This window comes from Agromyces sp. Root1464 (assembly GCF_001427265.1).
Classification (GTDB): Bacteria; Actinomycetota; Actinomycetes; order Actinomycetales; family Microbacteriaceae; genus Agromyces; species Agromyces fucosus.
On sequence record NZ_LMFU01000001.1, the window covers coordinates 431,114 to 447,455 of the forward strand.

General features: G+C 68.4%; 12 protein-coding genes. 2 read left to right on the plus strand and 10 right to left on the minus strand.

What is annotated here, in order from left to right:
- Window position 1: 1 nt before the first annotated feature.
- From ASD23_RS01980 to ASD23_RS02000, 5 genes are all read right to left on the minus strand, one after another.
- Entirely contained in the window at window positions 2-2,233 is a 2,232-nt protein-coding gene (locus tag ASD23_RS01980; RefSeq protein ID WP_056005562.1) for an adenylate/guanylate cyclase domain-containing protein, read from the minus strand.
- A 120-nt stretch (window positions 2,234-2,353) separates the two neighbouring features.
- Complete coding sequence (locus tag ASD23_RS01985; RefSeq protein WP_056007610.1) at window positions 2,354-4,309, minus strand: ABC transporter ATP-binding protein; 1,956 nt, start codon at window positions 4,307-4,309, stop codon at window positions 2,354-2,356.
- A gap of 114 nt (window positions 4,310-4,423) precedes the next feature.
- Entirely contained in the window at window positions 4,424-5,413 is a 990-nt protein-coding gene (locus ASD23_RS01990) for a carbohydrate ABC transporter permease (protein WP_056005565.1), read from the minus strand.
- Window positions 5,410-6,378 (minus strand): carbohydrate ABC transporter permease, encoded by a 969-nt coding sequence (locus ASD23_RS01995; protein WP_056005567.1) that lies wholly within the window; start codon window positions 6,376-6,378, stop codon window positions 5,410-5,412. The genes ASD23_RS01990 and ASD23_RS01995 overlap by 4 nt, the downstream gene beginning before the upstream one ends.
- 116 nt (window positions 6,379-6,494) lie before the next feature.
- The gene (locus tag ASD23_RS02000) at window positions 6,495-7,853 is read right to left on the minus strand and encodes an ABC transporter substrate-binding protein (RefSeq protein WP_056005570.1); all 1,359 of its coding nucleotides are present in this window, start codon (window positions 7,851-7,853) and stop codon (window positions 6,495-6,497) included.
- A gap of 268 nt (window positions 7,854-8,121) precedes the next feature.
- Here ASD23_RS02000 and ASD23_RS02005 point away from each other — a divergent pair, with 268 nt between their 5' ends.
- Window positions 8,122-9,144, plus strand: coding sequence for a LacI family DNA-binding transcriptional regulator (locus tag ASD23_RS02005; protein WP_056005574.1), 1,023 nt, complete (start codon window positions 8,122-8,124; stop codon window positions 9,142-9,144).
- Between the two features lie 52 nt (window positions 9,145-9,196).
- On the opposite strand, the gene ASD23_RS02010 is transcribed toward ASD23_RS02005, so the two are convergent.
- The 5 genes from ASD23_RS02010 to ASD23_RS02030 form a co-directional block, all read right to left on the minus strand.
- Window positions 9,197-10,474 carry an MFS transporter gene (locus tag ASD23_RS02010; RefSeq protein ID WP_056005577.1) on the minus strand — a complete coding sequence of 426 codons (1,278 nt, stop codon included), beginning with the start codon at window positions 10,472-10,474 and terminating at the stop codon, window positions 9,197-9,199.
- A complete protein-coding gene (locus ASD23_RS02015; RefSeq protein WP_056005578.1) occupies window positions 10,471-10,944 on the minus strand; it encodes a MarR family winged helix-turn-helix transcriptional regulator in 474 nt (157 codons plus the stop codon). The genes ASD23_RS02010 and ASD23_RS02015 overlap by 4 nt, the downstream gene beginning before the upstream one ends.
- Window positions 10,945-11,085: 141 nt before the next feature.
- The gene (gene rplL, locus ASD23_RS02020; protein WP_056005581.1) at window positions 11,086-11,463 is read right to left on the minus strand and encodes a 50S ribosomal protein L7/L12; all 378 of its coding nucleotides are present in this window, start codon (window positions 11,461-11,463) and stop codon (window positions 11,086-11,088) included.
- Window positions 11,464-11,512: 49 nt separating this feature from the next.
- Entirely contained in the window at window positions 11,513-11,998 is a 486-nt protein-coding gene (rplJ, locus tag ASD23_RS02025) for a 50S ribosomal protein L10 (RefSeq protein WP_056005584.1), read from the minus strand.
- A 381-nt stretch (window positions 11,999-12,379) separates the two neighbouring features.
- Window positions 12,380-14,311 carry a M64 family metallopeptidase gene (locus ASD23_RS02030; RefSeq protein WP_082571104.1) on the minus strand — a complete coding sequence of 644 codons (1,932 nt, stop codon included), beginning with the start codon at window positions 14,309-14,311 and terminating at the stop codon, window positions 12,380-12,382.
- A gap of 277 nt (window positions 14,312-14,588) precedes the next feature.
- Between ASD23_RS02030 and ASD23_RS02035 the strand changes: the two genes are divergently transcribed.
- Window positions 14,589-16,334, plus strand: coding sequence for an MDR family MFS transporter (locus ASD23_RS02035; RefSeq protein WP_235507605.1), 1,746 nt, complete (start codon window positions 14,589-14,591; stop codon window positions 16,332-16,334).
- The last annotated feature ends 8 nt before the right edge of the window (window positions 16,335-16,342 follow it).

The window sequence follows — 16,342 nt, forward strand, 5'->3', positions numbered from 1 at the left end:
GCTACTCCACCCGCCACACGGTCTCGGAGCCGTCGGCCGTCTCGATCGTGCCGGCCGAGACGATGCGCACTCCGTCCTGCAGGCGGTCCTTCACCGCCTGGCTCACGTAGATGCCGGGCCGGCCGTCGACACTGCGCACCCGGTAGGCGAGGTTCACGGCGTCGCCCCAGAGGTCGTAGGCGAGGCTCGTGCGACCGACGAGCCCGCTCGTCACGGTGCCGGTCGCGATACCGGCGCGCAGTTCGACGGATGCGTCGTTGCCCGCGTTGAACCGCTCGATGACCGCGCGCAGCTCGGTCGCGAACTCGACCGCTCGCCTGACGTTGTCGACTCTGGGCACGATGAGGCCCGAGCTCGCGAGGTATCCCCCGCGGAGCGTGCGCACCTTCTCGACGCCCGTGCGCTCGGCCGCCTCGTCGAAGCCGCGCATGAGCGAGTTGAGTTGCGCGAGCTCGTCCTCACTCGACAGCGAAGCCGTGAAGTCGTCGAAGCCGATGAGCTCGGCGAAGATGACCGAGACGTCCTGGTGCACCTCGGAGATCGTCTCCTCGCCGTCCTGGTAGCGCTTCGCGACGGTCTCGGGCATGAGCGTGTGCAGCAGGCGCTCGTTCTCCATGCGCTGCTCGTCGATGAGCTCCTGCTTGATGCGCAGGCTCGAGCTCATGTCGTTGAACGCGTTGCCGAGGTCGCCGAACTCGTCGCGCGAGCCGGCCGGCACCTGCACGGTGAGATCGCCGCCGGCGACCCGGCGCACCGCCTCGGAGAGATGGCGCACCGGCCGGGTGAAGACCTGGGCGAGCAGCATCGAGAGCACGCTCACCGCGAGCAGGATCGCGAGTGTCGAGATCACGAGGTTGCGCGTGAAGTCGGTGACCGGCGCGAACGCCTCCTCGGTGTCGATGCGTGCGACGGCCACCCAGTTGAGCCCGTCGATGTCGACCGGGGTGTACGCGGTGATGTTCTCGCGCCCGAGATAGCCTCTCGAGATCGTCGTACCCGACTTGCCCTGCTGGGCGAGCCTGACCGACTCCGTGGTGACCGGCTGCAGCAGCACGGTGCCGCCGACCTCGACTTCGCGTTCGGCGAGCTCCGAGGGTGTGCCGTTCGCGACCGCGAGCTTCTCGAACGCCTGCGGATCCTCGATGAGCAGCCGCGAGTTGCTCCGCATCAGGTCGTCGCTGCCGGCGACGTAGACCTCGCCGGTGTCGCCGAGCCCCTGTTCCTTCCAGCGCTCATCGCCGGTGAGCACGTCGTTGATGATGTCGATGGGAATCTGCACCGCCAGGGCGCCGGTCACCCGCTCGGTGTTGCCGACGGGCGAGACCACCCAGATCGCGGGCACGTTCAGCGACGGGATGTACCGCTCGTAGTCGGTGGTGGCGAGCGCGTTGACCGAATTGGTGGCCATCACGTCGCGGTAGGCATCCGCGAGCTGCGAGTCCTTGAACGGCCCCGTCATGATGTTCATGCCGAGATCGGGCCCGGAGTAGGCGGTGTAGACGACATTGCCCTCGGTGTCGAGCAGGAGCACGTCGTCGTAGCCCGAGGCGGCGATGATCCGCTGGAAGTAGTCGTGGTACCGCTCGCGTGCGGCCGACCACGGGCTGCCGTCCCCGGCGTCGCCCGCGTCGATCGCGGCCTCGAAGTCGAGTTCGCCGCCCGGGAACCGGTAGGACTTCGAGGTGTACTGGTATTGCAGATACTGGCCGGCGACGGATTCCGGGATGAATGCGCCGGCCGCATAGGTGCCGCCGGCGCGAGCCGACAGTGCGGCGTTGAATTCGTCGTCGTAGTACGCCTCGAGCTCCGCCCGTTGCGCCTCGTCGAGCGGGCGCGACTGCGCCTCGGCGAACGCCGCGTTCAGGGCGACCGACGCGTTCTGGGCGCTGAGGTTGCGCGAGTCGAGCGTGACCCCCGTCTGCACCCCGCCGAAGACCCGTTCGAGCTCACCCGTGCGCAGTTCGCGGATCGTGGTGAGCTGGTCGACCGCGGCGGCCCGCAGCGACTCGCGGCCGCTGACGAAGCCGATGACGCCGACGATGATCGAGGAGATCAGGCTCACCCCGAGCAGCATGATGAGCAGCTTCGACTGGATGCTGAGGCCGACCCTGCGAGGCTTCGAAGTGCGCGGCTTCCGCTCGCGCGGCGCGCGGCTCGGCACGGTCGGTGCGGTCGGCGGCGGTGCTGCGTCGCCGTCGTCAGCGGATGCCTCGGACGGCGCCCCACGTTCCATCGTCGACACGTCGCCCCTCTCGGCCCCCCGGCAAGATGCTCCACACTCTAGCGGCGCAGGGTGCCCCGATCGCAAGAGGCGCCGTCGAAGTCGTGTCCCCCGAATCGCCGCTGCACGTGCTCAGGACTCGAGCACCGACCGTTCCTCCTGCTGGCGGTACAGCGAGGCGTAGACGCCCTCGGCGACGACGAGTTCGGCGTGCGTCCCCCGTTCGACGATGCGCCCGGCGACGACGACGAAGATGACGTCGGCCGAGACCACGGTCGAGAGCCGGTGCGCGATCGCGATCGTCGTGCGACCCCGTGCGGCGTCGTCGAGCGCCTGCTGCACGACGCGCTCGGAGATCGTGTCGAGCGCACTCGTCGCCTCGTCGAGCACGAGCACCGCCGGGTCCTTCAGCAGCACCCGCGCGATCGCGATGCGCTGCTTCTCACCGCCCGAGAGCCGATAGCCGCGTTCGCCGACGACCGTGTCGTAGCCGTCGGGGAACGAGGCGATCGTCTCGTGGATGTTCGCCGCCCGCGCCGCGGCCTCGAGCTCGGCGTCGCTCGCATCGGGCCGCGCGTACCGCAGGTTCTCGCCGATCGTCGCGTGGAAGAGATATGTCTCCTGGCTCACGATGCCGATGTGGGAGATGAGCGACTCCTGGTCGAGATCGCGCACGTCGACGCCCGCGAACCGCACGACGCCGCCGGATGCCTCGTACAGCCGCGGCACGAGGTACGAGACCGTGGTCTTGCCGGCTCCGGACGGGCCCACGAACGCCGCGAACTGACCGGGCTCGATCGTGAAGCTCACGGCGTCGAGCGTCGGCCGCGAGTCGTCGTCGGCATCGGGGTAGCGGAACGACACCTCGTCGAACTCGACGCGCCCGAGGGGCCCCTCGCTCCCCGAGCCCGTCGAAGGGACCTGCCTCGCGTCGGGCCGGTCGACGATCGCCGGCTTCAGGTCGAGGTACTCGAAGATGCGCGCGAAGAGGGCGCTCGACGTCTGCAGGTCGAGCGCGACGCGCATGAGCCCCATGAGCGGGAACAGGAGGCGCGCCTGCACGGTCGTGAAGGCGACGATCGTGCCCGCCGTGACATCCGCTGCGCCGCCGGCGATGAGCCAGCCCGCGACCAGGTAGACGATCGCGGGAATGGACGACATGAAGATGTTGACCATCGCGAAGAACCACTGGCCCGTCATCTGCTGCTTGACCTGCAGGTGGATCTGGTTCTGGTTCTCGTCGGAGTACCGCTCGATCTCGCTCTTCTGCCGGGTGAAGCTCTTCGACAGCAGGATGCCCGAGACGCTCAGCGTCTCCTGCGTGATCGCGGTCATCTCCGACAGCGACTCCTGGGTCTTCCCCGCGATACGCGCACGCACCTGTCCGACCCTGCGCTGGGCGATGACCATGAACGGCATGAGCACGAGGGCGATGATCGTGAGCTGCCAATTGAGGATGAGCATGGCGATGAACGCCGAGATCACGGTGACGGTGTTGCCGAGCACGCTCGACACGGTGTTCGTCAGCACGCCGGCGACGCCGCCGACGTCGTTCTGCAGCCGCGACTGGATGACGCCCGTCTTCGTGCGCGTGAAGAAGCTCAGCTCCATGGCCTGCAGGTGCGTGAAGAGCCGCACCCGGAGGGCTCCCATGACGTTGTTGCCGATCGTCGCCGTCAGCCACGTCTGCCAGACGCCGAGCAGTGCCGAGACGATGAAGACGGCGATCATCGCGATGACGAGCCACATGAGTACCGGCAGGTTCGGGCCGGAGACCTCGCCGCTCGCGTCGACCGGGAAGAGACCGTCGTCGAACGCCCGCTGGGTCAGCAGCGGCGGAATGATGGCGAGCCCGGCGCCGATCAGCACGAGCACGACCGTCGTGCCGAGCGCGACCTTGTGCGGGGCGAAGAGCTCGGCGATGCGACCGAGCAGGTTCGGCACCTGCGGCGCCTCGGCGTTCGCCGCGCGCTGCGCCTCCTCGTCGACGGCGAACCCCCGGCGAGGCCCGCCACCGCCGCCGGCTCCACCGCCGCCGGCTCCGCGTCCGCCGCCGGCTCCGCCGCCGCGCGGCGCTCCCCCGTGCATGCTCATGGCACGAGCCTATGCCGCGCCCCGCTGGCCGCCGCCATCGTTCGCCCGGAGCAGAGCGAGCGGATGCCGCGGGCCTCAGCCCGCGGCATCCGCTCGCGCTCGGCTCGCCTACCCCTTGGTGGAGCCCGCGAGCAGGCCGCGCACGAAGTAGCGCTGCAGCCCGAAGAAGACGCCGAGCGGGATCACGATCGAGATGAACGCGGCCGCGGTGAGTCGCTGCCAGTCCTGCCCGCGCGTGCCGACCATCTCGGCCAATCGCTGCGTCAGTGGAGCGACGTCCTGCGTGCCGCCCGAGAAGATGAGGGCGACGAGCAGGTCGTTCCACACCCAGATGAACTGGAAGATCGCGAACGACGCGAGCGCCGGTGTCGCCAGCGGCAGCACGATGCGGAAGAAGATCTGCCCGTGCGTGGCGCCGTCGACCCGCGCCGCCTCGATGACGTCGGACGGGATCTCGGAGATGAAGTTGTGCAGCAGGAAGATCGCGAGCGGGAGCGCGAACATCGAGTGCGCGAGCCACAGCGGCAGGTAGTTCTGCTCGGGGATGATCGGCACCAGGTCGTGCAACCAGGCCTGCATGGGCCGCAGCCACGTGGAGAAGATCTGCAGTAGCGGCACGAGGGCCATCTGCAGCGGGATGATCTGGAGCGCGAACACGAAGATGAAGAGCCAGTTGACCCACTTGAAGCGGATCCACGCGAACGCGTACGCGGCCATCGACGCGAAGACGAGCGGGATCAGCGTGGCGATCAGCGCGATGGCGATCGAGTTCACGATGTACGAACCGAGCTGCGGCGATGCCGACGACGTCGAGAACAGCACGTCGCGGTAGTTGTCGAGCGTGAAGCCCGGATTCTGGAAGATCGTCCACCAGCCCGTGGTGCGGATCAGCTCGGCGGGCCGGAACGACGAGACCAGGAGCCCGAAGGTCGGGATGGTCCAGAGCACCGCGATGATCAGCGAGATGATCGTCGCGGTGCGCGAGGTCAGCCGCTTCTTCACGCGTGCGGTCTTGGAGCCGTACTCACTGCGCTCGGCGGCCTCGATCGAGCCGAGGTTCTCACCGACCGGGAGGTCGGCGGGGGCGACGCTGCTCATCGGATCTCCCTCTGCTTGCGGAGCACGTTGACGTTGTAGACGACGATCGGCAGCACGAGCACGAAGAGGATCAGTGCGAGGGCCGAACCGCGCCCCACCTCGCTCGCCCGGAAGGCCTGGGTGTACATCTCGTTGGCGATGACGCTCGTGTTGAAGTTTCCGGCGGTCATCGTTCGCACGATGTCGAAGACCTTCAGCGTCGCGATGGAGATCGTCGTGAGCACCACGACGAGCGCGCCGCGGATGCCGGGCACCGTGACGTTGAGGAAGCGCTGCCAGCCGTTCGTGCCGTCGAGCTGCGCCGCCTCGATCTGCTCGGTCGGCACGCCCTTGATCGCCGCGCTCAGGAGCACCATGGCGAAGCCGGTCTGGATCCAGATCATCACGACGATCAGCAGGAAGGTGTTGATCGGGTCGGTCTGCAACCACTGCACCGGTTCGCCGCCCGCCGCGACGACGAGGGCGTTCAACAGGCCGATCTGCTCGCGGTCGCCCCCGCGGTACTCGTAGACGAACCGCCAGATCACGCCGGCGCCGACGAAGGAGATCGCGATCGGCATGAACAGGATGACCTTGTAGTAGCGCTCGCCACGTGACTTGTCGATGAACACGGCGTAGGCGAGGCCGACCGCCGTCGAGATCGTCGGCACTAGGAGCACCCAGATGATCGTGTTGATCAGCGTGCGGATGGCTGCCGGCTGCGTGAACGTCCAGACGAAGTTGTCGAGGGTCCAGTCACCGCTCGAGTCCTGGAACGCCAGGAGGCTCGTGCGGATCGCCGGGTACACGAGGCCGATGGCGATGAAGAGCATCGCCGGCAGCAGGAAGAGGCCCAGCTGCCAGTAGTCTCGGCCCTTCTTCGGAGCCTTGTCGATGAAGAAGATGAGGAGGCCGACGACCGCGGCGAACACCGCGAGCCCCATCACCACCTGGAGCAGCTTGCCGAGCAGATCGGCGGTGGTCATCGTGCCTCCCAATGTTCGTCATTGAAATCGGAGTCGTCGTCGAAGGCGGGTGACGGAGGGCGGGGACTTCGCATCCCCGCCCTCCGATCATGCCCCTCGGGCGTGAGTCGCGCCAGTCAGCCCTGCGGCCAGCTCGACTCGATCGTGTCGAGCACCTGCGCGGTGTCTTCACCCGTGACCCAGGCGACCATGCCCTTCCAGAAGGAATCGGCGCCGACGGCACCCGGCATCAGGTCGGAACCGTCGAACCGGAACGTGGTCTCGGGGTCCTGCAGAATCTCGATCGACTGCGTCAGCAGCTCGCTCGAGGCGACCTGCGGGTCGAGGCCCTTGTTGGCGCTGATGACGCCGCCGAGGCTCACGCGGTTGTTGGCCCAGGTGTCGCTCGAGAGGTAGGCGCGGAACGCCTCGACCTCTTCGGCGTCGCGGAACGCGACCGGGAACTCGCCGCCGCCGGTGACGGACAGCGGGTCGTCGGCGTTGACCGGCGGGAGCAGGAACGCGAACACGCTGCCGTCGGACGCGACGGTGTTCTCGTCGCCGCCCTCGGGGTTCCAGAAGGTCTCGTAGAACGAGGCCTGGTGGTGCAGCGAGCACGCACCGTCGAGGATCGGCAGACCGGCCGTCTGGAACGCCTCGGTGACCTGCGTCGACACGTCTCCGATGCCGCCGTTGACCATGTCGTCGTTCTTCAGGTACGCCCCGACCGCGTCGAAGGCCTCGGCCACCTGCGGGTCGTTGAACGGGATGCCGTGGGTGACCCACTGGTCGTAGACCTCGGCGCCGTGGAGACGCAGCATGTAGTCCTCGACCCAGTCGGTGCCCGGCCAGCCCGTGGCGTCGCCCGACTCGAGGCCGACGCACCAGGGCTTGTGGTCGCCCTCGGCCGCGATCTCCTCGGAGAGCGCTGTCAGCTCGTCGAGGGTCTTGGGGATCTCGTACCCCTTCTCCTCGAACTCGGCCGGCGAGTACCAGACGTAGCCCTTGATGCTCGCCATGAGCGGAGCGGCGTAGAACGTGTCTTCGTAGGTGCCGTACTGCTTCCAGTCCTCGGACCACCACTCGTCGACATTGGCCTCGACCTCGGAGGATGCCGGGATCAGCCAACCGCCGGCGGCGAGTCGACCGAGGAGGCCGGGCTGCGGCACGATGCCGACGTCGGGGGCGTTGCCGCCCTCGGCGAGCACGGCGATCTGCGCCTCGAACTCGCTCGAGCCCTGGTAGTCGACCGCGATGCCGGTGCAGGCCTCGAAGTCCGACCACGATTCGATGAGGCGGTCGGCCTCGAGGTCGAGGATAGTGCCGGCCACCGTGACCTCGGCGTCCTCGAAGGTGCCGTACTCCTCGTAGTCGGTGCAATCGACGTCGGCAGCGTCCTCCTCCGCGACGTCTCCGGTGCAGCCCGTGAGGGCGAGTCCAACCGCCGCGGCCGCCACCACGGGGGCCATCCAACGGCGATGCCGTCTGATTCTCATGTCATCTCCTCGTCGAGTGAATGTGGTGCAGGCGAAGCCGGGAACCGGTTCCAGCCTCCACGCTAGAACACCCGCCGCCCTCCTCACAAGGGATGGGAGGTCACGGTTCGGCCACTGCCCCGTGCTGCGGCAGGAACTGGCGGAGAGCGCTCCCATCGATGACGCGCGGACAGGACCGCGACGCGAATGCCCGACGGGAAACGGTTCCATATTTCACGACGAGCGCAGTACACTCTCGCTCGAAGCAGCCCGACGGAGGGAGGCGCGCATGGCCGCGATCGGCGACGTCGCACGCCTCGCCGGGGTGTCGAAGGCCACGGCCTCCCGGGCGCTCACCGGCAACGGCTACGTCGCCGAGGAGACCCGGCGCCGCGTCGAGACGGCTGCCGCGGAGATCGGCTACATCGCCTCCCCCGACGCCGCGAGCCTCGTCACGGGGCGCACCAAGAACGTCGGCGTGGTCATCCCGTTCGTCAACCGCTGGTTCTTCGGCGAGGTGCTCGAGGGCATCGAGCGCGCTCTCCTCACCGCCGGCTACGACCTGACGCTCTACAACCTCTCCGACAGCGGCCCCGACCGGGCGCGCGTCTTCGAGTTCTTCCTCGCGCGGAAGCGCGTCGACGCCGTCATCGCGGTCGGCGTCGACCTCGCCGAGCACGAGGTCGCGGCGCTCGACCGCCGCGAGAAGCCGCTCGTGTGCCTCGGCGGAACGGGCGGCACCGCGGCGCGGCTCTCGGTCGACGACCGGGCCGTCGGCCAGCTCGCGACCGAGCACCTGCTGCACCTCGGGCACACTCGGATCGCGCACCTCGCCGGCGCGGGGGCGAGCGAACGGCCCGACACGGTGCAGGGCCTGCGTCGGCACGGATTCCTCGACGCGATGGGCGCGGCCGGGCACGATCCCTCCCCGGCCGACGTCGTCGAGACCGAGATGACCATGCCGGGCGGCTACCGCGCCGCCCTGCAGCTGCTCGGACACCCGGGCCCTCGGCCGACCGCGGTGTTCGCGGCATCCGACGAACTGGCCTTCGGTGCTCTCCGAGCCGCCGAGCGTCTCGGCATCGCGATGCCCGCCGAACTCTCGGTCGTCGGGGTCGACGGACACGAGTACGCCGAGATGTTCGACCTCACGACCGTCGAGCAGTACCCGGGCGAGCAGGGCCGCTCAGCCGTCGGCGTCGTGCTCCGCCTCCTCCGCGAAGGGGCCGTCGCCGACCCGCTCCCCGATTCCGGCGCCCCCTTGCCGGCGCGTCTCGTCGTGCGCGCGAGCACGACGGCCGCTCCGCGCTGAGCGCGGCGCGGGCACGACGGTCGCGCCGCGCCGGAGCGCGGGGACTGGTGTCTCAGGCGGCGTCGCCGATGCCGATCGCCTCCGCCTCGCCCGCCGCGCTCTCAGCGACGCCGTCGGCGGCCGCGAGCCTCGAACGACCCAGCACGATGACGGCCGCGGCGATGAGCACGGCGACCGCACCGGCGATGAACGGGCTCGACGGCGACACCGTGGCCGCGAGCAGCGTCGCTGCGGGCGGTGCGATCGCCCCACCGAGGAATCGCACGCCGGAGTAGGCGCTCGAGGCGACGGAGCGGGGCAGGTCGGTCGCGTCCATCACGCACTCGGTGAGCACGGTGTTCAGGATGCCGAGCAGGAGTCCGCCGACCACGACGCCGACGATGACCGCGACGGCCGAGTCGATGAGGGCGGCGAGCACGAGCAGGTCGAGGGCGAGCAGCGGCAGCACGAGCTGGAGCACCCGGGTGCGGCGCATGCGCGCGGTCAGCAGCGGCGCGACCCACACCGAGGTGACGGCGACCGCCACGCCCCATCCGAAGAAGACGAGCCCGAGTGCGATGGCGCTGTGGATGCCGAGGGGCACGAGCGCGAACGGCGTGTAGGCGAGCAGCACGAAGAAGCCCATGTTGTAGAACAGCGCCGCCGCCGCGAGGATGCCGAGCGCCGGGCGGGCGAGCGCCCGGAACGGAGCGGACAGCTTCGTCGGCACCGGCTTCTCGCCGACCTCCGTTCGCAGCAGGGTGACGATCGCGATGAACCCGACGGCCATGAGCACCGCGGTGCCGAAGAACGGGCCCCGCCAGCTCCACGAGCCGAGGAGGCCGCCCACGAGCGGCCCGATGGCGAGGCCGAGGCCGAGCGCCGCCTCGTAGAGGATGATCGCCGAACTGCTGCCGCCTGCCGCCGCACCGACGATCGTCGCGAGGGCGGTCGAGATGAAGAGCGCGTTGCCGAGCCCCCACCCGGCCCGGAAGCCGATGATCGATCCGACATCGCCCGACAGGCCGGCGAGCGTGGCGAACACGACGATCACGCCGAGCCCGATGAGGAGGGTGCGCTTGGCGCCGATGCGGCTCGAGATCCAGCTCGTGAAGAACATCGCGATGCCCGTGATCACGAGGTAGCTCGTGAAGAGCAGCTCGGTCTCGGTGGGCGTCGCCTGCAGGTCGGCGGCGATCGCGGGAAGGATCGGATCGACGAGGCCGATGCCCATGAACGCGACGACGCACGAGAACGCGACCGCCCAGACGGCCTTCGGCTGCGTGAGGATCGAGGCGCCGGATGCCGCGTGGCCGGCCTGCACCGGAATCGCCCTGGTGTCCACGCTCATGCGACCGGCCCCGTGCTCGCGGCGGACTCGACGAGCGCCGCGCGCGACCGCTCGAGGCGCGTGCGCACGATCTCGACCGCCGCCGCGAGCGTCTCGAGTTCGCCGTCGTCGAGGTCGGCGAAGGTCGGCGCGAGGGACTGCGCCAGCTCGCTCCGCCAGCCGTCGAGTGCGGCGAGCCCGTGCGGATCGGCCGAGATGAGCATGGCCCTGGCGTCGCCGCTGTCGACGATGCGGCGGATCCACCCTCGCTCGTCGAGTGCGTGGACGAGCTTGGTCATGGTCGGCTGGGTGACGCGGCTGACCCTCGCCAGTTCGCCGAGTCGCATCGGCCCCAGGTCGCGCAGCACGCTGAGCGTGCGCCAGACCGCGGGCGATTCGGTACTGCCCGTGACCGTCGCGGCGAGCCGGGTGAGTCGGTGGTTGACGGAGATGAGGTCTCCGATCACCGTGGGGAGGTCGAGCTGCGTCATGCCTCAAGTATACATAGCTTGGCTATGGGATATCTGACCGGGAACGACGGATGCCCCGTGGCTCATGCGAGCCACGGGGCATCCGTGTATTTCAAGTGACGCAGGTCACCTCAAGCCGCAACCCTCTGGCGAGGGCGTGGATTACTTGAGGGTGACGGTTGCGCCGGCTTCCTCGAGGGCAGCCTTCGCCTTCTCGGCGGTCTCCTTGTTCGCGCCCTCGAGCACGGCCTTGGGAGCACCGTCGACGACGGCCTTGGCCTCGCCGAGACCGAGCGAGGTGAGCTCGCGGACGGTCTTGATGACCTGGATCTTCTTGTCGCCGGCAGCCTCGAGGATGACGTCGAAGGAGTCCTTCTCCTCAACCTCTTCAGCAGCAGCGCCAGCGCCACCGGCAGCGGCGACGGGAGCGGCAGCGGTGACCTCGAACTTCTCCTCGAACGCCTTCACGAACTCGCTGAGCTCGACAAGCGTCAGACCGGCAAACTGCTCGAGCAGCTCTTCAGTGGTGAGCTTCGCCATGATGTATCTCCTAGATTTCTTGGTGTTGTAGAACGAGAACGTCGGACGCTTACGCGGCCGCGGTCTCCAGCTTTTCGCGAAGCGCGTCGATGGTGGCGGCAGCCTTGCCCATCGTCGCCTTCATCATTCCCGCTGCCTTCGCAAGCAGAGCCTCGCGGCTCTCGAGCGAGGCGTACTTGTTGACCTCGTCGGCGTTGAGGGCCTTGCCCTCGAAGACGCCGCCCTTGATCACAAGATTCGGGTTTGCCTTGGCGAAGTCACGAACGGCCTTGGCGGTGGCGACGAAGTCGCCGTGCACGAAGGCGACGGCGGACGGACCGACGAGGTCGGCGTCCAGCGTCGAGATACCCGCGTTGTTCGCGGCGATCTTGGTCAGCGTGTTCTTCACCACGGCGTAGGACGCGTCCTGACGGATGTTGTTGCGCAGCTGCTTGAGCTGGGCAACCGTCAGGCCGCGGTATTCGGTCAGCAGAACGGCGGTCGAGCTCTCGAACAGGTTCGTGAGTTCGGCAACCGAGGCTTCCTTGTTCGCCATGGCCACTCCTTGTGTACTCAACATGCATCGCGATGGCGGTGCACGGCTTCGGAACGCGGCTCAGGTGGCGAGGTGCTGCGGGCAACAAAAAAGCTCCGGCGCAGTTGCGCGGAGCTCGGCCGGTCACCCGGAAGTCTTCGTCACACCTGCGCGGGCCCTTGCTTTCGCAAGACTTCGGTCGCGTTCCCTCTCGGGCGCACGACAACCAGCGGTCTTCGGCTCCGTACAGGCTAACGGATGTCGCGGCCTCCGCCAAATCGCCGGCTCGACCCGCCCCATTGAGGACACGTTCGACCTGAAGCGACGGGAACGGCGCAACGGCGCAACGGCGCACCCGCGGCACGGGGCACCCGGGCCGTCGGGCCCGGGTGCCCCGTGCGATCAGGGTCGCACCTCGACGGTGAACGCCTCGACCGGACCGATGTTGCCGGCGGCATCCGTCGAGCGGTACTCGACACGATGCTGACCGTAGCCCGGTTCGCGCTCCTGGAAGGGCGAGAGGGACATGCCACCCGTGCCGAGGTTGCCGTAGATGAGATCGTCGACGTTCGTGCCGGTCGGCGTGAACAGGAACGGGGCATCCGCGTTGGTCGGCCAGCCGTAGTAGTTGTGCCAGCCGTCGCCGTCGAGGCGGAACTCGGTCACGAGGGCGCCCGCCTGGTCATCGCTCGCAGTCAGCTTCATCGTGAACGACTCGTCGACGACGTAGTGCGGCTCACCGTTCGCGCCGACAGACGTCGCCACCGGGGCGGAGACGACGGACTCGACGGTCGGCGCCTCGGCGTCGACGGCCCACGTCCGGGTCTCGGCGGCGGCGGCGGCGCGCTTCGAGTCGCCGACCGATGCGGTGACCGTGTGCGTGCCGGCCGAGAGCCCGAGGTCTGCGAGCTCGAGGGTGCGCGCGTTGTGCGGGTTCGACTGGCGAACCCCGTCGACCGTCCAGATGACGTCGAAGACACGGTCGGGCCGGTGGGTGGTCTCGACGTAGAGCACGTCGAGCGAGCCCACCGGGCGCTCGGTCTGAGTCGACTCGGTGAACGCCGGCTCGACGTCGGTGGCCGCCACCCGATCCGCACCGACGGTCCACGAACGCGACTGAGTCATCGACGCCGAGTCGCGGAGCGCGGGGTCGCGCACGAAGGGCGTGTTGTCGACCACCGTGACCGTCACCACGTCACCGGCCTTCGCCCGCGTCTTGGCGAGTTCGAGGTGCGTCGTGTTGTGGGGGTTGGGCACCGGCTTGCCGTTGATCGCCCAGTCGACGTCGAGCTCGTGGTAGACGGGATGGGCGACGTCGATCGAGATCACCTCGTCGGCCGCGACCGGGGTCGCCTCGTCGGGCGCCTCGGCGATGAGCGGAATCTTCGACGAGATGCGCTCGGTCATGATCTCCCGGGAGACCTGGTCCATCTGGTACCCGAGGGTCTTCATCATCGAGTGACGGCTGGGGCGGAAGATGCCGGTCGAGTAGTACTGGCCGCCCTCGTACGCGCCGATGACGCCGCCGGCTTCGCTCTCTTCACCCAGCCAACGCCACCACTTGACCTGCTGCGCGGCCATCTCGTCGACGGTGAGGAGGGTGTGGTGCGCCGATCGCGGCTCGGGACCCGTGTAGTCCCCCGTGGTGATGCCGCGCGTGTAGTAGTCGTACTCGTCGGCGAGCCCGCCGAGCGAGTGGCCGATCTCATGCGGCGAGATGAGCGCGGACAGCGAGTTGCCGCCGCTCGCCGTCGCGTAGCTGCCGCCCGCGCCGCCGTAGGTGTCGCTGTTGGCGAGGGCGAGCACCTGATCGACCTCGGGGGCCGCCTTCGCGTATTCGCGAGCCTTCGCGCCGTCCATCGTGATCAGCCGCTGCACGCTCTTGGGGTTGCAACCGCCCCAGAACGACATCTTGAGCGGGGTGTCACGTCGGGGCGAGTCGAGCGACGAATCGCAGCTGATGCCGGACTCCCCCGAGATGATCTCCACCGCGTAGACATTGAAGTAGTTGCGGTAGCTCTTGTAGGGCTCGATGCTCCACATCGTCTCGAGGTGCTTCTCGACCTGCTCTCGGAAGAGCGGCTGCTCGTCGGCGGTGTACCCGTCACCGAGGATCACGAGCGAGAAGCGCTCGGAGGGGTCGCCGGTCACCTGGATCGGGACGAGCGTCGAGCTGCCGACCGGGAGTTCGTCGGCGTTCGCGGCCTGGGCGGCGGTGACGGTCATGCCGGTGGTCAGCACTGCGGAGAGCGCGAGGGCGGCGGCGCGACGGCGGCGCGGGTGCGGCGCGGCCTTGCGCGGGGTGAGCGGCGGAGCGGGCGATTGGGCGTTCATACGATGGTTCCCTTCGTTCGGGTGTCGCCGCGACGCGACGTCGAGTCGCGGACCACGCCCGTTCTTGCCTGTGTCAGGTGCCAGACAGCCTAGGAACCACCCCGGTGCCGGTCATCGACCAACTGTCGAGCAACTGCGCACGCTCCTTCGACAGCTGTCGAGGGCCGCCTCGGCGAAGGATGGCCCGTGGGAATAGTTGACCAACGTCCAAGGTTGACTCAATGCAACCAATTATATATAGTTGTCGAATATCAACTTGTACGACGTAAGGAAACACGTGACTTCAGTGGCAGAACAGCCCGCGACCGGCTCGGTGCCGGCCGCGCCGGCACAACGCACCCCGCGCGAGGTGATCATCGCCATCTCCGGCCTCGTCGTGGCGATGTTCGTCGCCGTCATCTCCGGCACGGTCGTCTCGACCTCGATGCCGCTCATCATCGCCGACCTCGGCGGCGACCAGACCGCCTACACGTGGGTCATCACCGCGAGCCTGCTCGCGATGGCCGTCTCGACCCCGATCTGGGGCAAGCTCGCCGACCTGGTGAACCGCAAGGCACTGCTCATGGCGGCGATCGGCCTCTTCGTCGTCGGCACGGCGATCGCCGGCTTCGCCCAGGACACCACGACCCTCATCGCCGTGCGCGTGATCCAGGGCCTCGGCGCGGGCGGCCTCATGTCGCTCGTCATGATCCTGATCGCCGTCATCATCTCGCCGCGCGAGCGCGGCAAGTACATGGGCTTCGTCGGCGGCATCATGGCCGTCGCGACGATCGGCGGACCGCTGCTCGGCGGCGTCATCACCGATGCCTGGGGCTGGCGCGCCAACTTCTTCCTGCCGGTGCCGCTCGCGATCATCGCGCTCATCGTCATCTCGCGCACCCTGCACCTGCCGCCCATGCCCAAGCGCGCCGTCAAGATCGACTACGTCGGCATCGCGCTCCTCACGGTCGGCGTCTCGCTGCTGCTCATCTGGGTGTCGCTCGGCGGCAGCCAGTTCGAGTGGGACTCCATGACGAGCTTCGTCACGATCGGCATCTCGGCCGCGGCGATCATCGGCTTCATCGTCACCGAGTTCTTCGTACCCGAGCCCATCGTGCCGATGACGCTCTTCAAGAACCGCACCTTCACGCTCTCCGTGATCGCCTCGGTCTCGATCGGCGTCGCGATGTTCGCGACGAGCGTCTTCCTCGCCCAGTACTTCCAGCTCGCCCGCGGCGCGACCCCGACCGAGTCGGGGCTCATGACGATCCCGATGATCGTCGGCCAGATGGGCGCCTCGATCCTCATCGGCGCGCTGATCAGCCGGTTCGGCAAGTGGAAGCGCTTCATGCTCCTCGGCTCCCTGCTCGTCGTCGTCGGCAGCTACCTGATGACCACCCTCAGCTACGACACCGACTACCTCTGGGTCAGCGTCTACATGGTCGTGCTCGGTGCCGGCCTCGGCATGGTCATGCAGAACCTCACGCTCGTCGTGCAGAACGACACTCCCGCTTCGCAGCTGGGTGCCGCGAGCTCGAACGTGAACTTCTTCCGCACGATCGCGGGCACGATCGGCGTCACCATCATGGGGTCGCTGCTCGCCACGCAGGTCACGACGCACATCACCTCGGGCCTGAAGAGCTACACGCCCACCTCGCCCGAGGACGTCGAGGCGCTGAAGGGACTCGCCGGCGGCGGCATCCCCCACGTCTCCGAGCTGCCCGACGGCATCCGCGTCATCATCGAGAACGCCTACGGCAGCGGCATCGCCGACGTCTTCTGGATCGCCGTGCCGCTCGCGGTGCTGAGCGTCATCGCCATCGCCTTCCTGCCCAACAAGGCGCTCTCGACGAAGACCTCCGCCGAGCAGCTGAAGGAGGAGCTCGAGCAGGTCGCGATCGACCTGGCCGAGGCCGAGATCGGCGCCCCCGTCACGTCGTCCATCGAGATGATCGAAGCGGATGCCGCAGCCGAGCGCACGACGACGACGACGACGCGTCAAGGCGGCGCCGACGACGCCTCGTCGACGGGCGGCGACCGATAGCATGACCA

Coding starts and splice junctions, on each gene's coding strand:
- ASD23_RS01980 (WP_056005562.1), bottom strand. CDS start 2,233: ATGGAACGTGGGGCGCCGTCCGAGGCATCCGCTGACGACGGCGACGCA.
- ASD23_RS01985 (WP_056007610.1), bottom strand. CDS start 4,309: ATGCACGGGGGAGCGCCGCGCGGCGGCGGAGCCGGCGGCGGACGCGGA.
- ASD23_RS01990 (WP_056005565.1), bottom strand. CDS start 5,413: ATGAGCAGCGTCGCCCCCGCCGACCTCCCGGTCGGTGAGAACCTCGGC.
- ASD23_RS01995 (WP_056005567.1), bottom strand. CDS start 6,378: ATGACCACCGCCGATCTGCTCGGCAAGCTGCTCCAGGTGGTGATGGGG.
- ASD23_RS02000 (WP_056005570.1), bottom strand. CDS start 7,853: ATGAGAATCAGACGGCATCGCCGTTGGATGGCCCCCGTGGTGGCGGCC.
- ASD23_RS02005 (WP_056005574.1), top strand. CDS start 8,122: ATGGCCGCGATCGGCGACGTCGCACGCCTCGCCGGGGTGTCGAAGGCC.
- ASD23_RS02010 (WP_056005577.1), bottom strand. CDS start 10,474: ATGAGCGTGGACACCAGGGCGATTCCGGTGCAGGCCGGCCACGCGGCA.
- ASD23_RS02015 (WP_056005578.1), bottom strand. CDS start 10,944: ATGACGCAGCTCGACCTCCCCACGGTGATCGGAGACCTCATCTCCGTC.
- rplL (WP_056005581.1), bottom strand. CDS start 11,463: ATGGCGAAGCTCACCACTGAAGAGCTGCTCGAGCAGTTTGCCGGTCTG.
- rplJ (WP_056005584.1), bottom strand. CDS start 11,998: ATGGCGAACAAGGAAGCCTCGGTTGCCGAACTCACGAACCTGTTCGAG.
- ASD23_RS02030 (WP_082571104.1), bottom strand. CDS start 14,311: ATGAACGCCCAATCGCCCGCTCCGCCGCTCACCCCGCGCAAGGCCGCG.